The sequence below is a fragment of the Synergistetes bacterium HGW-Synergistetes-1 genome (assembly GCA_002839185.1).
Classification (GTDB): domain Bacteria; phylum Synergistota; class Synergistia; order Synergistales; family Synergistaceae; genus Caenicola.
The window spans coordinates 34,479-50,121 of the sequence record PGXO01000010.1; the positions used below are offsets into that span (position 1 = coordinate 34,479).

The following is a 15,643-nucleotide window of genomic DNA, read 5'->3' on the forward strand; positions in this document are numbered from 1 at the left end:
ATGATAGCCTATAAACATTTTACGCTCAAGGTGCTCCACATTGCTCCCGAGTGTTCTCCGCTCGCAAAAAAAGGCGGGCTTGGGGATGTTGTCGGTACGCTTCCGAAAGCCCTAAAAAAACAGAGCATTGACGCAAGGGTCTTGATGCCGGCGTGGCCCGGCGTACTCGAGAAGGCCGAAGAGGTGGGAACTCTCAACAGAGTGCCGCTCGGAGAGATCAGCGTCGCACTGAACTGGCGTGCCTATACTGCCTCAGTCCTTGAGGCTGAGGTCAACGGACTTCATATATATCTGCTCGACCAGCCTGAACTCTTTTCCGACCCGTGCATTTACCCCGAAAAACTGGATGCTGAGACTGTGCTTCCATTTATGTTCCTTTCTTTTGCTCCTTTCGAGCTCCTGAGGCTGACCGGGTGGAAACCGCAGTTCCTGCATGCCCACGACTGGCCGACTGCCCCTGTATCCGCAGCTTTGAAATGGCACAGGTATTATTCATACTTCAACGGAGATTACGATACAGTCTTCACCATACACAACCTTGCATTCCAGGGAATAATCGACCATTCTGTCCTTGACGGCTGGGGATTCAGCCAGAAGGCATATTCCAACCTTGATATGGACAGCATGGAGTTCTTTGGTCAGCTGAACATGATGAAGGGCGCCATCACAACCTCCGAAGCATTCACAACAGTAAGCCCTAACTACTCCTGGGACATCCAGACTCCCAACGGCGGCCTTGGCCTTGACGGTGTAATAGTCGCCCACAGGAACAAGCTGCGCGGAATAATCAACGGGATAGACTACGACATATGGAACCCTGAAACAGACAGCCTTCTCCCTGCCAACTACAGTCTGAAGGACATGACGGGAAAGGAAGAGTGCCGAAAAGCCCTCTTAAAAGAATGCGGCTGGAAGGAAGACAATAGGCCCATTTTCATATTTGTCGGAAGGCTGACGGAGCAAAAAGGGATAGACATAATGCTTGAAGCGGTCAAACCCTTTCTGGCAAAAAAGGCCAGATGCGTGATAGTCGGATCCGGCAACGATCTTTACACCAGAAGGATAAATGAGTTTCAAAAAGAAAACCCCGGCTCGGTGCACGCTATCCTCGAGTTCAACGAGAGCAAGGCGCATCTTACATACGCCGGAGGAGATATACTGCTGATGCCATCCCTATTCGAACCATGCGGCCTTTCTCAGCTGATAGCTTTTACCTACGGCACGATCCCTGTTGCGAGGGCAACAGGAGGGCTTGCCGATACTATCATAGACGCTGACGGATCACCTGACGGAACCGGCTTTCTATTCAAGGAATTCACTTCAGAGGAACTAGAAAAAGCCATCGAAAGGGCTATCACAGCTAAAAAAGATAATGCAAGATGGGAGAATATAATCAAAAACGCGATGAATTCCGATTTTTCATGGGATAATTCGGCAAAGGCCTACGCGGAACTCTACAGGGACATACTGACATCAGACTGATCTTTTACACAAATGCAACGTTGGTGAGACGAACTTTTTATAAAACCGAAATATAATAAATGAATGATTGTAACCATTATAAAAAACCATATCGTTTGTTTTTTTATAGGCTATAATTGTTTTGTAGTATCAGTGCTTCATATGTGATCCTTAACACTGCGTGATCTAAAAATGACTGACTTTTGTCCCCAAAATGGCAAGGCATCGTTAAAAAGATTTTTAAGGAGGGGTTAAGATGATCCATGGCAAGTACGGTCGTGTCCTGGGCATGGTACTGGCGGGGGGTAAGGGCGAACGACTGATGCCGCTTACAAAATACAGAGCTAAGCCTGCTGTCCCTTTCGCAGCAAAGTACAGGATCATAGATTTCGCGCTTTCCAACATGGTCAACAGCGGCCTTTTTTCAATTTATTGCATGATACAATTCAAAAGCCAGTCACTCCATGAACATATAGGAAAGGGATGGCAGTTTGGAAGTGCCCTCCGCGGCCGTGACTTTTTCGTCAATGTCGTACCTGCACAAATGTGGGATGGAGAACGCTGGTACGAGGGAACGGCTGATGCCATATTCCAGAACCTTCATCTGGTTACCCTTTTCAATGCAGACAGGATATGCATTTTTGCGGCTGACCATGTCTACAAGATGGACATCGAACAGATGCTCCAGTACCACATGGAAAACAAAGCGGATGTCACTGTTTCCGCATACGTTGTGCCATCTTCTGAAGCGAACCAGTTCGGGTGCATAGCAACAGATGAGACAGGACGGATAATCGACTTCGTAGAAAAACCGGACGTACCTCCTGAGATCCCGGGAAGGCCCGGCTTCAGTTTCGTTTCAATGGGAAACTACATTTTTGAACGGGAGACACTGGAAGAATCTGTACTTTCAGACAACGAGATCAAAGAGAGCTCACACGATTTCGGCAGGGATATAATCCCCTCCTTATACAAAAACCAGAAAGTAATGGCCTATGATTTCTCCACCAACGTGCTGCCCGGAGGAGACAGGCCTTACTGGAAAGACGTGGGAAGCATAAAAGCCTATTGGGAAGCTCAGATGGACCTTCTCAAGCACCCCTCTGAGCTGAGCCTTTTCAACCAGCAGTGGCCGATAAGGACAGTATCTTATTCCGATCCTCCGGGATTCACCTATCCCGCAGCAGACCACTCCTGTTCGGTCGACGGGTGCCTAAGGGCGGAAGCCAGCCGTGTTCTGGGAGCATATGTCAGGAAGAGCGTCCTTTCCAGGAATTGCGTGATCAAGCCCGGAGCTGTCGTTGAAGAATCAATAATCGGCCAGAACGTTGAGGTCGGAGAGAACTGCAGGCTCCGCAGGGTCATAGTTGATGCGCACAACATTATCCCGCCGGGAACCTCTATCGGCTTCGATCCTGTCGAGGACGCAAAGAATTATCATCTGGACCCAAGTTCGGGTGTGGTAGTTCTGGGCATGCCCAAAATACAGCTGAGAAAAAAACTCATAATACCCGGAAGCTATGAACAGCTCTTCCGTTCGCCCGATGAGACAGGTTTCTAGTTCGGTCCTGGGCTCCTCCGACGAGAGGGGATCGGATCGCAGGATTATACAGAAAGCTCTAGAAAAGGCAGTAGACGAGGGAAAACGGGTTACAAAAACCGGCAGAGTAGCAACATACATTCCCGAACTGTCCAAAGCCGACCCCGAACACGTGGGGGTATGCATAAAGACAGTAACGGGAGAGACTTATTCTGCAGGGGACTGGCATGAACCGTTCACGATGCAGAGCATATCTAAGACGATATCTCTGACACTGGCCCTGCAGACAGCCGGGTATGACAAGGTTTTCAGCAAAGTCGGACTTGAACCGACCGGCGATTCTTTCAATTCAATAGTGAAACTTGAGACCAGAACGGCTCACCCGCTGAACCCCATGATAAACGCCGGCGCGATAGCTACAGCCAGCTGCATACCGGGAGAAGACCCCTTCGAACTTTATCTGGATCTTGCAAGAAAAGTCTGTCTCAACAAAAGTCTCTCTATAAACCTCGAAGTATACCTCTCAGAAAAACGCGCCGGGATGAGAAACCGCTCTATGGCATACTGGATGAAGAGCGAGAACATAATTGAAGGAGATCCCGAAGATGCGCTCGACCTCTATTTCAGGATGTGCTCCGTCAACGTAACTGCCGAAGACCTCGCAAACTGGGGAATGGTACTCGCAAACGACGGTGTCGACCCTATAAGCGGAGAGAGACTCGCTGAAAGCTGGATAGTCAGGATCGTTAAAACATTCATGGTCACCTGCGGTATGTACGATGGTTCCGGTGAATTTGCGATCAAAGCAGGGATACCATCAAAAAGCGGAGTAGGGGGAGGCATCCTTTCCGTCGTAGAAGGCAGGATGGGGATTGGAGTTTTCAACCCCTCACTTGACTTTAAGGGAAACAGCGTAGGAGGCATGCACCTCTTAGAGCATCTTTCAAAAAGCCTGGGCCTGCACTACTTTGCCGGCAAGCAACTGTAAATGCGGGCTAGCAATAGGCAAGACAGCGGGGAAGAGTCCCCCGCGGGAGTCTGTTGGGAATCAATGGGGTAAGGCAGAGAAGTGCGTCTCAATACTCGACGCACTTCTCTTTAGTATCTGAGACCGAATTCACCGCAGCGTCAACGCTGCAATTCCCCGCAGAAGCCTCTCGCGACCGTCTTTCCAACTGATTCCCAACAGATTTGCAATCGATTTCCAACTGACTCCCGCGGAAGCTTCTCCGCCATATCTTAAGCATTTTATGTATTGACAACATAGACAATAAATAGTAATCTTCACTAGCTTGGTAGGGATGGTGAGGATTATGGCAATTTCACAAAAGTGTCAATACGCTCTTAGAGCTATATACGAGCTCGCGCTACATCAGGATGAGGGTCCCTGCAAGATAGGGGCCATTGCCGAAGCGCAGTCTATACCGGTACGTTTCCTTGAAAACATCCTCAACAGCCTCAAAGGCGCGGACATTGTCGATTCCGCGAGAGGCAAAGAGGGCGGATATTATCTTCTTAAGCCTGCCGACAAAATTACAGTCGGAGAGGTGATAAGGTTCGTCCAGGGGCCCCTCGGACCCGTTGAATGCACGAGCCGCGTGGATGATGACTGCGATTTTTACAGCGACTGCGTCTTCAGACCACTTTGGGACAAGGCAAGGGCAGCACTTGAAAGCGTTTATGACGGAACAACGTTCCAGGATCTCGTCGATCAGTCAGCGAATATTTGCAGGATACCTCAGTGTAGCTGCAATAAAAAGAAGATAGAATCTAAATCTAATTAAGAGGTGACTTGTTATGACACCGCGTAAAGTTTATCTGGACAACTCAGCAACAACTCAGGTAGATAAGAGAGTGCTCGAAGCAATGCTTCCCTATTTCTCGGAAGATTACGGAAACCCGAACAGTCTCCATGCCTGGGGAAGACAAGCACGGGCTGGAGTGGACAAAGCCCGCGCACAGGTGGCAGAGCTTATCGGAGCGCAGCCGAAGGACATAATCTTTACCGGAGGCGGGAGCGAAGCCGACAACCTGGCCATCAAGGGAGCGGCATGGGCCCTGAAGGATAAAGGAAAACACATAATCACCAGCTCGATCGAGCATCACGCTCTTCTGGACACAGTTAAATGGCTCGGGAAGAACGGATTTGACTACACTATCCTTCCCGTTGACGAGACGGGAATGGTAGATCCCAAGGAACTGGAAGCGGCTATCAGGCCCGATACGATACTTGCCTCGATTATGTTCGCAAACAATGAGATAGGGACTATCGAACCCGTAGCCGAACTTGGCGAGGTCTGCCGCAAACATGGAGTGCTTTTCCATACAGACGGAGTACAGGCCACGGGGCACATAAAAATCGACGTCAAGGATCTTCCGATAGACATGATGACCATGGCTGCCCACAAGATGTACGGTCCCAAAGGAGTAGGCGCCCTCTATGTCAGAAAAGGCATCAAGCTTATCCCGGTGATACACGGAGGCGGCCAGGAGTTTGGAGTTCGTTCCGGGACGGAAAACACACCGGGACTCGTAGGCTTCGGAATGGCGGCGGAACTAGCTGCAAACCGTCTGGCAAGCGGCGAGATCAACAACGAGATGCGTCTGCGTGACAAACTGATCGACGGCCTAATGGAAAGGATACCGGAGATCACACTGACAGGGCACAGGACAAAGAGGCTGCCATACCACGCCAGCATCTGCGTCAAGTATGTCGAGGGCGAGGGTATGCTCCTCCTTATGGACGCAGCAGGTATAGGGGTATCAAGCGGATCGGCCTGCACCTCGGGAAGCCTGGAACCAAGCTATGTCCTGCTTTCACTTGGACTTGACCACCCGACGGCGCACGGCTCTGTAAGGATGACGCTGAGCAAAGATACGAGCGATGAGGACATCGATTATGTTCTGGAGAAATTCCCGCCAATCGTAGAAAAGCTGCGTTCTATGTCGCCTTTCTACAAGAAAAACCAATAAATATTGAATATCCCTGACTAAGGAGATGTTAGATCATGTACACCGAAAAAGTAGTAGATTACTTTATGAATCCCAGAAACGCAGGCAAGATGGATGACGCTAACGCGATAGGTGAAGTAGGAAATCCGAGATGCGGAGACGTGATGAAAATATATCTTAAGATCAACGACCAGGAGGTCATTGAAGATATAAAGTTCGAAACCTTCGGTTGCGCGGCAGCCATAGCGACAAGCTCGATGATAACCGAAATGGTAAAGGGCAAGACGATCACAGAAGCGCTGAAGATAAACAACAAAGACGTAGCGGAGGCCCTCGGAGGTCTGCCCCCTGCCAAGTTGCACTGTTCACTCCTTGCACAGGAGGGGATCGAAGCAGCCGTTGCAGATTACTTCATCCGTAAGACCGGCAAGGCTCCAGAGGGATTCAAAACCAACACGACCTGCACAGCCTGTGGAGGTTCATGCGGAGAAAGCGCCGGACATGACCACGAAGAGGAAGAAGAAACATTTGTGAGCGAGGACCATCGTGCTGCAGAATAAAAATGAGCCAGGAAAGATAATAGCGGTCTGCACATCCCCTGAAAAAGGGATGATAAAGCATGACGTGAGAGAAGGTCTCCTTCTTGAGGAACTGGGAATAGAGGGAGATGCACACGCCGGATTCATGCACCGCCAGGTGAGCCTGATCGCTGTCGAAGACATAAGGACCATGATGGAAAAGCTCCCGGACCTTGTACCCGGAAGCTTCGCAGAGAACCTGACGACTGAGGGATTCGACCTTTCTGCCCTAAAGATAGGCGACAGGCTCAAAGTCGGGGAAACGATCCTCGAGGTCTCGCAGATAGGCAAGGAATGCCATACGAAATGCGAGGTCTTCAGAAAGACCGGCGACTGCATAATGCCCAAAAAGGGAATTTTCACCCGTGTCATCAAGGGCGGAAAAGTAAAGACAGGAGATACTGTCCGGTTCGATAATTAGATCATTCGGCCTGACCTCAGGCAGCCGGGCGCTATATGCGCCTGCTGCCTTTTTTTATAAGGAAGGCGTCACGGAGGAGATAAAATGAGCGGTACTGAACACAAAAAAGAACATGACAAGAATGCCGAACAACATGAACACGAATGCTCATGCTGCTCATGCTCCGCAAATGAAAATATTTTCTGCGAATGCGAAGACGATGAGAACGAAGAAAAGGCTGTTTTTGCCAGGGAGATAAAATTACTCTCGGCAGCAGCAATAGTATTCGTCATGCTGCTCGTCACAGAAGAATTCTATTCCGGTTCAGTCAACGGAGTCCTGCTGGGTTCGGCTTTCATCGCCCTATACCTGGTCTGCGGCATGCCTGTACTGAGATCGGCACTCCGTGCGATATCGAGGTTTGATATTTTCAACGAGTTTACCCTTATGGGAGCGGCCACGCTCTCCGCCGTAGCGATAGGGGAGATGTCGGAAGCTGTCGGTGTCATGCTCTTTTACAGGTTGGGAGAGGCTTTCCAGGAGAGGGCTTCCTCCGGATCCAGGCGTTCGATAAAAGCCCTGCTGGCGACCAAACCCCTATCAGCAAGGGTAATAAAAGATGGTGAACCGATCGATGTAGACCCGAAAGAGATAGTAAAGGGGGACATCATTCAGGTCATGCCCGGTGAGATGATACCCATCGACGGCATCATAAGATCCGGAGCCTCGGATATCGATTCATCTTCTATGACCGGTGAATCGGTCCCCGTCCATGCCATCCAGGGAGATCCGGTACACGGAGGCACTCTTGCCCTTGACGGACTCATCACAATAGAGGCAGCAGGTCCCTTTGAAGATTCCACCATCGCAAGGATGCTTGAGATGGTACAGAACGCGGCAGCACGGAAATCACCCACTGAAAGGTTTATCACAAGATTTGCAAAATGGTATACTCCCGCTGTTTTCGCCATGGCCTCTATGGTGGCATTCATCCCGCCGCTTACCGGCAACGGGGACCTTAGGGAATGGTTTTACAGGGGACTGGTACTGCTGGTCATATCCTGCCCCTGCGCACTTGTAATATCGATACCTCTTGGATATTTCGGGGGTATCGGAAGCGCTTCTAAAAGAGGGATACTCGTAAAGGGAGCCAATGTCTTTGATGCTCTGAGCAAGGTGACGACTGCAATATTCGACAAGACAGGGACCCTTACATACGGCCGTTTCAAGGTCACAAAAGTTGTCCCGTTTGGAGAGGTCAGCAGGGAAGATCTTCTGAAAACCGCTGCAGCAGTCGAGATGGGATCTACTCACCCTGTGGCGGCATCGATAATTGAAGCTGCGGGGGAGACGGAGATCGACAATGAGGCTCTCATCACACAATCCTCCGGAAAAGGGATGATCCTTACAAAGGGGGATTCTGTCACAGCAGCAGGAAACGCAGCCCTTATGAGAGATTTCGGCATCACACCGGAGGAAGTCTCCACTCACGGAACTATAGTCCATGTCATGAAAGACAATCTGTATATGGGATACATAGTCCTTCAGGACAGCCTCAGAAAAGAATCGGGAAGGGCAATAAGAGAGCTGCGCGAGCAGGGGATAAAAGAGGTCTATATGCTTACAGGAGACCGTGAAAGCGTAGCCAGGCTGATTTCAGATGAACTCGGCCTCGACGGGTATCGTTCCGAACTTATGCCTGAGGATAAAGTTGAAGCATTGAAGGAGATATGCAAAGGAGAGACTGAAAAGACGCTCTATGTAGGCGACGGCATAAACGACGGCCCTGTTCTTGTGACCTCGGAGACGGGCATAGCCATGGGAGGGTTCGGCTCGCAGGTCGCAGTTGAAGTTGCAGATGCGGTCATTCTTGACGACTCCCCTCTTAAGGTTGTTGAACTTCTCCGTATAGCGAGAAAGACACGTACTATCGTCTGGCAGAATGTCTTCATGGCTCTGGGCGTAAAAGGCATATTCCTTATCGGGGGCGCGGCGGGGATAGCCGGCCTCTGGGAAGCGGTCTTCGCCGATGTCGGCGTCGCCCTGCTTGCGATCCTCAATGCGACAAGGGCATCAAGAGCATAACTTCTTTACCTCCAACAATACCCGAAGGCATAAAAATCAAGCCGGCCCACTATTTGAAAGCGGGGCCGGCCTTTTATTCCATCTTTATCAGTGATCAGGGTTTTGTCTCACAGGAACATATCGAGCAGTCGCGGAAGAGACATCCTCCGTCAAGGTTGGAAACATCAAAACCTTCCTGCTTCATGAGGCACGCGGCGTAGTAGCCCTCTTTTCCGTTTCTGCAGTGGACATATACAGGCTTGTTTCTGTCCAGCTGGCTGAGCTTTCCGCGAAGTTCCTCAAGAGGTATGCGACGGAAGCCGTCTATTCTTACTTCAGAGACAGAGATGTCATCGTCTCCCCTGACATCTATGAATATGGCCTCTTCTTCGGCAGGCATTCCTTCGATCGAGTTCCATTCGACCTTTTCAAGTTTTCCGGACAGAACGTTTTCAATGACGAACCCGACCATGTTTACCGCGTCCTTAGGGGTCCCGAAAGGAGGCGAGTATGCCAGCTCAAGCTCTGTGAGGTCATAAGCCGTCGCACCCATGCGGATGGAGGCGGCCAGTACGTCGCAGCGTTTGTCTACTCCCGTGCGACCGACTATCTGAGCACCGAGGATCCTTCCTGTCGGCACCTCGAAGACGACCTTCATCGCCATTTCCTCTCCGCCGGGGTAATAGCCGGCATGGGGATGATGGTAGACCAGCACCTTGTCAAAATCAAGGCCGTTCCTCTGTGCCTCTTTTTCACTCAGCCCCGTAAAAGCAACTGTCATATCGAATATCTTCAGTATCCCAGTGCCCTGTATCCCGCCGTACCTGCTCTTTATTCCGGCAATGTTGTCTGCGGCAATGCGCCCCTGCTTGTTGGCGGGACCTGCAAGAGCTACCGAAGCAGGCTTTCCCGTGATGAAGTTTTTCACCTCTGTCACATCGCCGACTGCATAAATATCCGGATCCGAGGTCATCATACGGTCATCGACCTTTATGAAACCGCGCTCGTTGATATCGAGTCCTGCTTCTTTGGCAAGCTCGCTCTGAGGCTTCGCACCGACTGACATCAAGACCATATCCGTCCCGACCCCGCTCTCCCGAAGCCTGACCGTAAGGCCGTCACCGTTCTTCTCTATGGCAGTGACTCCATCATTTAGGATGACCTCTATCCCTTTTTCCGTGACATATTTATTGACAAGGACAGCCATGTCTGAGTCCAAAGGCGCGATAAGGTGATCGCTCAGCTCTACTATGGTTATCTTCTGGCCGGACTCAGCCAGATTTTCGGCAACTTCGAGCCCGATGGCGCCTCCGCCCACTATCACTACGTTTTTCACTTTTTTATCGCTGATAAACTCTTTTATCTTCACAGCATCGGGAATGTTCCAAAGGGTAAAAACCCCCTCTGAATCTATACCCGGGATGTTTGGACGGAAGGGGAAAGACCCTGTTGAAATGATCAGTTTGTCATAGCTTTCTGTGTACTTTTTCCCGGTTACGAGGTCTTCGGCTTCTACTTTTTTATTCTCCGTGTCTATAGAAGTAACTCTGTTATTCACTCTTGCGTCAATATTATTCTTCCTGACAAACTGCTCAGGAGTCCTCACTATCAGCTTGTTGACGTCATCGACTATCCTTCCGCCGAGGAAGTACGGCAGGCCGCAGGCAGCAAATGAGACGTAAGGGCCCTTCTCAAACATTATTATCTCAGCCTTCTCGTCAAGCCTGCGCAGCCTCGCCGCTGCAGTAGCTCCTCCTGCGACTCCGCCTATTACCAGCACCTTCATTTTTGCTGCCCCCTTTTTGTTCTGTCGGATGTTTTTCATAATAAAATATATAGCATAGCAATATATTAACATCATTCCTATGCCCGCTGTACATAGATGATCATATAACGGATAATCAGTAAAAGCTGCAAATAATTCTTATGCAAAGGGGATGGACTGTATGCTGTTCATATGTTTACCGACTTGAGAGACCTGCAAAAAAGCCAAGGAATGGCTTGACAAAAACAAGATCAAATACAGGGAGCGCGACATAAAGATCGACAACCCCACCTCAGAGGAAATAACAAAATGGCACAAAATGAGCGGGGCTGACCTGAAAAAATTTTTCAACACAAGCGGACAGGTCTACAAAAGCCTTGAACTTAAGGATAAGCTGCCGGATATGACCGAATGTGAGCAGATAAAGCTGCTTGCCACCGATGGGATGCTTGTCAAAAGGCCCCTTATCGTAGGAGATGATTTTGTCATCACCGGCTTCAGAGAGGAAGAATGGGAAGAAAAACTTATTTGATGATCATTTGAATTATGAGGCAATGATCTCCAATATCAGATAACGCTTCAGAACTTACGGAAAGCTCTATCTGTGCTGCCTGTTGATTTCAAAAGCCCCGAAATAAGGGGAGCTGTCAGCTCCCCTTATTTTTTGTCCATTCAGTGAATATGCCCCTTGACTCTTTTTGCCTCAGGCATGAAAATTACACTTCTACCAATTTTACGGTAAAGTGATAAATCTGCATGCTGAGTAACTTATAGGAGGGCCTGAAAATGGAAAAAGAGATAAGGAAAAAAATACTCGGGATACTTGAAAAGGATGCCAGGCTGAACGCTAAGGACATCGCCTCAATGCTGGGATGCGACGCTGGCGAGACAGCCGCCGAAATAAATGCGATGGAAAAGGAAAATATCATCTGCGGATACCATGCCTTTATAAACTGGGACAAGACTGACGACGAAAAGATCTCCGCTCTTATCGAGCTGAAAGTCACACCCCAGAGAGGCAACGGCTTCGACAAGATCGCGGAAAAGATCTATCAGTTCCCGGAGGTAGAGTCTCTTTACCTCATGTCGGGAGGATATGATTTCACAGTGATACTGAAAAAAGCGACCATGAAGGAGATCGCTTTCTTCGTTTCCTCAAAACTCGCGGTAATAGATGAGGTGCAGAACACTGCCACACACATAGTGCTTGTAAGGTATAAGGACCACGGCACTTCGTTCATAGAACCCCACAAAGATCTGAGGATGGTCGTAACGCCGTGAGGGACTTCATCTGCGAAAAGATCAAAAAGATAAAGCCCTCAGGCATACGCAGGCTTTTTGACATAGCCAACGAGATTCCTGACGTAATATCCCTCGGGGTCGGCGAACCTGATTTCGACACTCCATGGCACGTCAGGGAGGAAGGTATGTACGCACTTCAGAAGGGGCGCACATTTTACACCTCCAATGCCGGGCTTCCCGAGCTCAGGGACGAGATATGCAAAAACGTCAAAAGAAAATACGGTCTTGATTACGACAGCAAAAACGAGGTGGTTGTGACGATCGGAGGAAGCGAGGCTATAGACATTGCCTTAAGGGCGCTTCTGGATCCGGGTGACGAGGTGGTCTACCCCGAACCTTGCTTCGTCTCATACCAGCCATGCATACTGCTTTCTGACGGAGTGCCCGTGCCGATACCGCTCAGCTCCGATACGGAGTTCCGCCTGACGCCTGACAAACTTGAAGCCGCGATAACCGGAAAGACCAAGGCTCTTCTTATGTCGTACCCAAGCAACCCTACAGGAGCCATAATGGAGCGGGAAGATCTTGAAAAGATCGCCGAAGTGGTACGCAGGCACGACCTTATAGTGATAACGGACGAGATATACAGCGAACTTTCCTATAGGGGAGCTCATGTAAGCATTGCAAATATGCCCGGCATGCAGGAACGAACGATACTCATCAACGGATTTTCCAAGGCCTACGCCATGACAGGTTGGCGTCTTGGTTATGCGCTTGCTCCGGCCCATATCATGGAATACATGCTGAAGATCCACCAGTTCGCCATAATGTCCGCCCCTACTGTCAGCCAGTATGCTGCTGTGGCAGCACTGAGGGACGGCGACAAAGACATCGAGATGATGAAGGCATCATACGACCAGAGAAGACGTTTCCTCATGGAGGCGTTCAGGGAGATGGGACTTCCCTGCTTTGAGCCGTACGGCGCTTTCTACGTCTTCCCCGACATTTCGGAGTTCAAAATGACCTCGGAAGATTTCTGTACGGCACTTCTAAAAGCGGAGAACGTTGCCGTTGTTCCCGGCTCGGCATTCGGCGAGTGCGGAGACAAACACGTCAGGATCTCTTACGCCTACTCTGTCGATACTCTGAAAGAAGCAATGAAAAGGATGGCTCGTTTTATTGAGGGGCTGAGGCAATAACCCTTTTGATATTAAAATCAGGGGGGCCGCGGACGTCAGTCTGCTGCTCCCCTTTTATTTAAATTTCACTAAGGTTTTGTCAGCTCAGTGCGGTTTTCGCGCCGCACTTCACAGAGTTGATGATCCCTTCGATCTGCTCATCGCTCATGTTTATGTTAAGCCCGGTCATTACCGCCCTGCAGAGGAGAGCTTCTGTCCCTGCCATGGTTTCGGGTGCATATGAGGGAGATTTTGTCCCAAATATGTCTTTTTCTCCCATCTCTTCAAGCGCCTTCCAGTGTTTTGCGTAGTGCCATGTGTTTTCCGATATTATGCTGAAACCGGTCCCAGCCTCCCCGGCCGCGCGCCTGAAACTCACAGCGGCCTCCGGTGAGGGCAGCATGAATATCAGATGGGAAGCCGTATCGCCTTCAACGTTGTGCAGCGGGCGGGCCTTTATCCCGGTCTCCTTGACTGCGTCCAGTATCTTTTTCTTTGTTGCCCTCAGCTTGTCCAGCGTAGCATCCATCTTGTCCAGGGCAATTACGCCCAGCGCACCCTGGAGCTCGCTCAGCCTGTAGTTGACTCCAAGACCAAACTTGCCCTCTTCGCCCCTGTCGTGCGCCTTGCTGTGGATATGTCCATGGTCATGGTAGCAGTCCATCCTGAAGAAGAGATCTTCATCGTCTGTTAAGACTATCCCTCCCTCTCCAACAGTGAGGGTCTTATTGGGATCAAAGCTCCAGGTCCCGCACTTGCCTATCGATCCGAGATACCTTCCTTTATACGTCCCTCCGACAACCTCGCAGGCATCTTCGATAACAGGAATGCTGTGTTTCCTTCCGATCTCCATGAATGGGTCAAGATCAGCTGCCCCTCCAAACATGTGCACGGGCATTATCGCTTTTGTCCTTTCGGTTATCAGCTTTTCTGCTGATAGAGGGTCAAGACTGAGCGTCTCATCTATCTCCCCGAGCACGGGGACTGCTCCGCATGCGACTATAGCCTCTATAGTCGCGATGAAGGTGAAAGGAGAAGTAATTACCTCATCTCCAGGATCCACTCCTATTCCTTTGAGGGCGACGATAAGCGCGGCAGTGCCGTTTGTAAGGGCAAGCGCATGCTTTGATCCCGTTATTTTTTCAGCCTTCGCTTCAAATTCTTCCACACGGTATATGCCGTTTCTCACAGAGTGAGAACCGTACCTGTGGATCATCTTTCTTTCAATGACATCAGTCAGTGCCTGAATTTCTTCCATTCCAAATATCTCGGTTCCTGCCATAATGATTCCTCCCCGGTCAGATCAGCCGTCTCTTTCTTAGTTTCCGGTCATTTCTCTATAGGCATTTCTTACAAACTCCGAAGTTGCCTCCGCCTGCCAGTTTTTTCCAAAACAGCTTTGCCACAGTTTTTCCATACCGAGAGCAGTCTTTGTCATCTTGTCTATGTCTTTTTCGCTTATTCCATAGTGTGAAGCATTGGGAAACGGTATCCCGTTCAATTCAAGGAATCTGATTGTATCCGCGTATCCGTCAGGGTAAATTTCCTCCATGGCCAGCATCGAAATCGTTACAGCAACACTGTGGGGCAAATGAGGAGAAGAATTGCTGAGTCCGTATGACAGAGCATGTGCAGCACCTACCCTTCCTTCAATGCTGCTGCTTCCCCCAAGCACTGAAGCCATCGCAGCTTTTATTGCAGTCCCTGTTTCATGCCTGTCCATTTTATGTGATAGCGCATCTCTTGCCAGCATCAGCCCCTTTGACGCATCAGTAAGTGCATCCTCTGAGCTGGTCCTGCTTTTTGTGATTTCGTAATGATGGTAATAGCAGTCCATAAGCGTAAAGAACCTGTTGACTTTTGTTGCGCCTGCTGAAAGCTGCGGGTCAATAAACGCAACAGCGGGCTCAACAAATTTATTGTTTATGCCAAGTTTTTTTTCAGGGCCTCTCAATACCGCTATGGGGGTTATTTCTGCACCTGTTCCGTTAAGCGTTGGAAGTACCCATATATCAAGTCCTTTATTCATTTCCATGTCATATCCCTGATATCCGGACGATGGTCCCGGATTTGCGGTACAGATGGCAGCTGCTTTCGTCAGATCCATTGTCGAACCGCCGCCCACCGCTACAGCCAGATCCGGAAAACTGGGATCTGACCTTATCAGTTCAGCCAGCCTGTCAACGTCTCCTGTCTTCGGTTCTGAGACTGACGCATCAAAAATGAAAACAGGGGCACGGTTGAACAGGGGACGAAAAACCTCCTGCTCAAGGAGAGCGCTGTCTAGGACAAAATATGGCCTCCTTGACTCGCATTCAAGTTTTTTTATCAGATCTCCGACTCCGTCATCTGAACAGATCACTGCAGTTGGAAAATTCGTTTTCCACCAGGGTGAGGAATTTACAAAAGCCTTTATATTTGTTGGAACACTTACCATTTTCAACTTCTCCTTTTATATTCTCC

Annotated in this window: 14 protein-coding genes; 11 read left to right on the forward strand and 3 right to left on the reverse strand. The window is 49.7% G+C overall.

The window, feature by feature from the left end:
- The 8 genes from CVV54_08630 to CVV54_08665 all read left to right on the forward strand — a co-directional run bounded on the left by CVV54_08630 (position 1) and on the right by CVV54_08665 (position 9,016).
- A complete protein-coding gene (locus CVV54_08630; GenBank protein ID PKL03764.1) occupies positions 1-1,482 on the forward strand; it encodes a glycogen synthase in 1,482 nt (493 codons plus the stop codon).
- A 235-nt stretch (positions 1,483-1,717) separates the two neighbouring features.
- On the forward strand, positions 1,718-3,022 hold the full coding sequence (gene glgC, locus CVV54_08635; GenBank protein PKL03765.1) for a glucose-1-phosphate adenylyltransferase: 1,305 nt from the start codon (positions 1,718-1,720) through the stop codon (positions 3,020-3,022).
- Positions 3,006-3,989: a glutaminase A gene (gene glsA / locus CVV54_08640; protein ID PKL03766.1), complete on the forward strand. Its 984-nt coding sequence runs from the start codon at positions 3,006-3,008 to the stop codon at positions 3,987-3,989. Before glgC ends, glsA begins: the two co-directional genes overlap by 17 nt.
- 325 nt (positions 3,990-4,314) lie before the next feature.
- Positions 4,315-4,785, forward strand: a complete 471-nt coding sequence (locus CVV54_08645; GenBank protein PKL03767.1) for an Rrf2 family transcriptional regulator — start codon at positions 4,315-4,317, stop codon at positions 4,783-4,785.
- 13 nt (positions 4,786-4,798) lie between these two features.
- The gene (nifS, locus tag CVV54_08650) at positions 4,799-5,974 is read left to right on the forward strand and encodes a cysteine desulfurase NifS (GenBank protein ID PKL03768.1); all 1,176 of its coding nucleotides are present in this window, start codon (positions 4,799-4,801) and stop codon (positions 5,972-5,974) included.
- Between the two features lie 35 nt (positions 5,975-6,009).
- Positions 6,010-6,513, forward strand: coding sequence for a Fe-S cluster assembly scaffold protein NifU (gene nifU, locus CVV54_08655; GenBank protein PKL03769.1), 504 nt, complete (start codon positions 6,010-6,012; stop codon positions 6,511-6,513).
- A 49-nt stretch (positions 6,514-6,562) separates the two neighbouring features.
- Positions 6,563-6,952 carry an MOSC domain-containing protein gene (locus CVV54_08660; GenBank protein ID PKL03875.1) on the forward strand — a complete coding sequence of 130 codons (390 nt, stop codon included), beginning with the start codon at positions 6,563-6,565 and terminating at the stop codon, positions 6,950-6,952.
- Between the two features lie 84 nt (positions 6,953-7,036).
- A complete protein-coding gene (locus CVV54_08665; protein PKL03770.1) occupies positions 7,037-9,016 on the forward strand; it encodes a heavy metal translocating P-type ATPase in 1,980 nt (659 codons plus the stop codon).
- Between the two features lie 94 nt (positions 9,017-9,110).
- Here CVV54_08665 and CVV54_08670 read toward each other — a convergent pair whose 3' ends face one another.
- Positions 9,111-10,781 carry a CoA-disulfide reductase gene (locus CVV54_08670; GenBank protein ID PKL03876.1) on the reverse strand — a complete coding sequence of 557 codons (1,671 nt, stop codon included), beginning with the start codon at positions 10,779-10,781 and terminating at the stop codon, positions 9,111-9,113.
- A 160-nt stretch (positions 10,782-10,941) separates the two neighbouring features.
- Here CVV54_08670 and CVV54_08675 point away from each other — a divergent pair, with 160 nt between their 5' ends.
- The 3 genes from CVV54_08675 (at position 10,942) to CVV54_08685 (ending at position 13,201) form a co-directional block, all read left to right on the forward strand.
- Positions 10,942-11,292: an ArsC family transcriptional regulator gene (locus CVV54_08675; GenBank protein ID PKL03771.1), complete on the forward strand. Its 351-nt coding sequence runs from the start codon at positions 10,942-10,944 to the stop codon at positions 11,290-11,292.
- A gap of 266 nt (positions 11,293-11,558) precedes the next feature.
- The gene (locus CVV54_08680) at positions 11,559-12,041 is read left to right on the forward strand and encodes an AsnC family transcriptional regulator (GenBank protein PKL03877.1); all 483 of its coding nucleotides are present in this window, start codon (positions 11,559-11,561) and stop codon (positions 12,039-12,041) included.
- Entirely contained in the window at positions 12,038-13,201 is a 1,164-nt protein-coding gene (locus tag CVV54_08685) for an aromatic amino acid aminotransferase (protein PKL03772.1), read from the forward strand. The genes CVV54_08680 and CVV54_08685 overlap by 4 nt, the downstream gene beginning before the upstream one ends.
- 79 nt (positions 13,202-13,280) lie before the next feature.
- On the opposite strand, the gene CVV54_08690 is transcribed toward CVV54_08685, so the two are convergent.
- Positions 13,281-14,462, reverse strand: coding sequence for a DegT/DnrJ/EryC1/StrS family aminotransferase (locus CVV54_08690; GenBank protein ID PKL03773.1), 1,182 nt, complete (start codon positions 14,460-14,462; stop codon positions 13,281-13,283).
- Positions 14,463-14,498: 36 nt separating this feature from the next.
- Entirely contained in the window at positions 14,499-15,617 is a 1,119-nt protein-coding gene (locus CVV54_08695) for a hypothetical protein (GenBank protein PKL03774.1), read from the reverse strand.
- Positions 15,618-15,643: the final 26 nt, after the last annotated feature.

Bases quoted from the DNA above. Each gene is read 5' to 3' on its own strand.
- CVV54_08630 (PKL03764.1), top strand. From the start codon at position 1: ATGATAGCCTATAAACATTTTACGCTCAAGGTGCTCCACATTGCTCCC.
- glgC (PKL03765.1), top strand. From the start codon at position 1,718: ATGATCCATGGCAAGTACGGTCGTGTCCTGGGCATGGTACTGGCGGGG.
- glsA (PKL03766.1), top strand. From the start codon at position 3,006: ATGAGACAGGTTTCTAGTTCGGTCCTGGGCTCCTCCGACGAGAGGGGA.
- CVV54_08645 (PKL03767.1), top strand. From the start codon at position 4,315: ATGGCAATTTCACAAAAGTGTCAATACGCTCTTAGAGCTATATACGAG.
- nifS (PKL03768.1), top strand. From the start codon at position 4,799: ATGACACCGCGTAAAGTTTATCTGGACAACTCAGCAACAACTCAGGTA.
- nifU (PKL03769.1), top strand. From the start codon at position 6,010: ATGTACACCGAAAAAGTAGTAGATTACTTTATGAATCCCAGAAACGCA.
- CVV54_08660 (PKL03875.1), top strand. From the start codon at position 6,563: ATGATAAAGCATGACGTGAGAGAAGGTCTCCTTCTTGAGGAACTGGGA.
- CVV54_08665 (PKL03770.1), top strand. From the start codon at position 7,037: ATGAGCGGTACTGAACACAAAAAAGAACATGACAAGAATGCCGAACAA.
- CVV54_08670 (PKL03876.1), bottom strand. From the start codon at position 10,781: ATGAAGGTGCTGGTAATAGGCGGAGTCGCAGGAGGAGCTACTGCAGCG.
- CVV54_08690 (PKL03773.1), bottom strand. From the start codon at position 14,462: ATGGCAGGAACCGAGATATTTGGAATGGAAGAAATTCAGGCACTGACT.
- CVV54_08695 (PKL03774.1), bottom strand. From the start codon at position 15,617: ATGGTAAGTGTTCCAACAAATATAAAGGCTTTTGTAAATTCCTCACCC.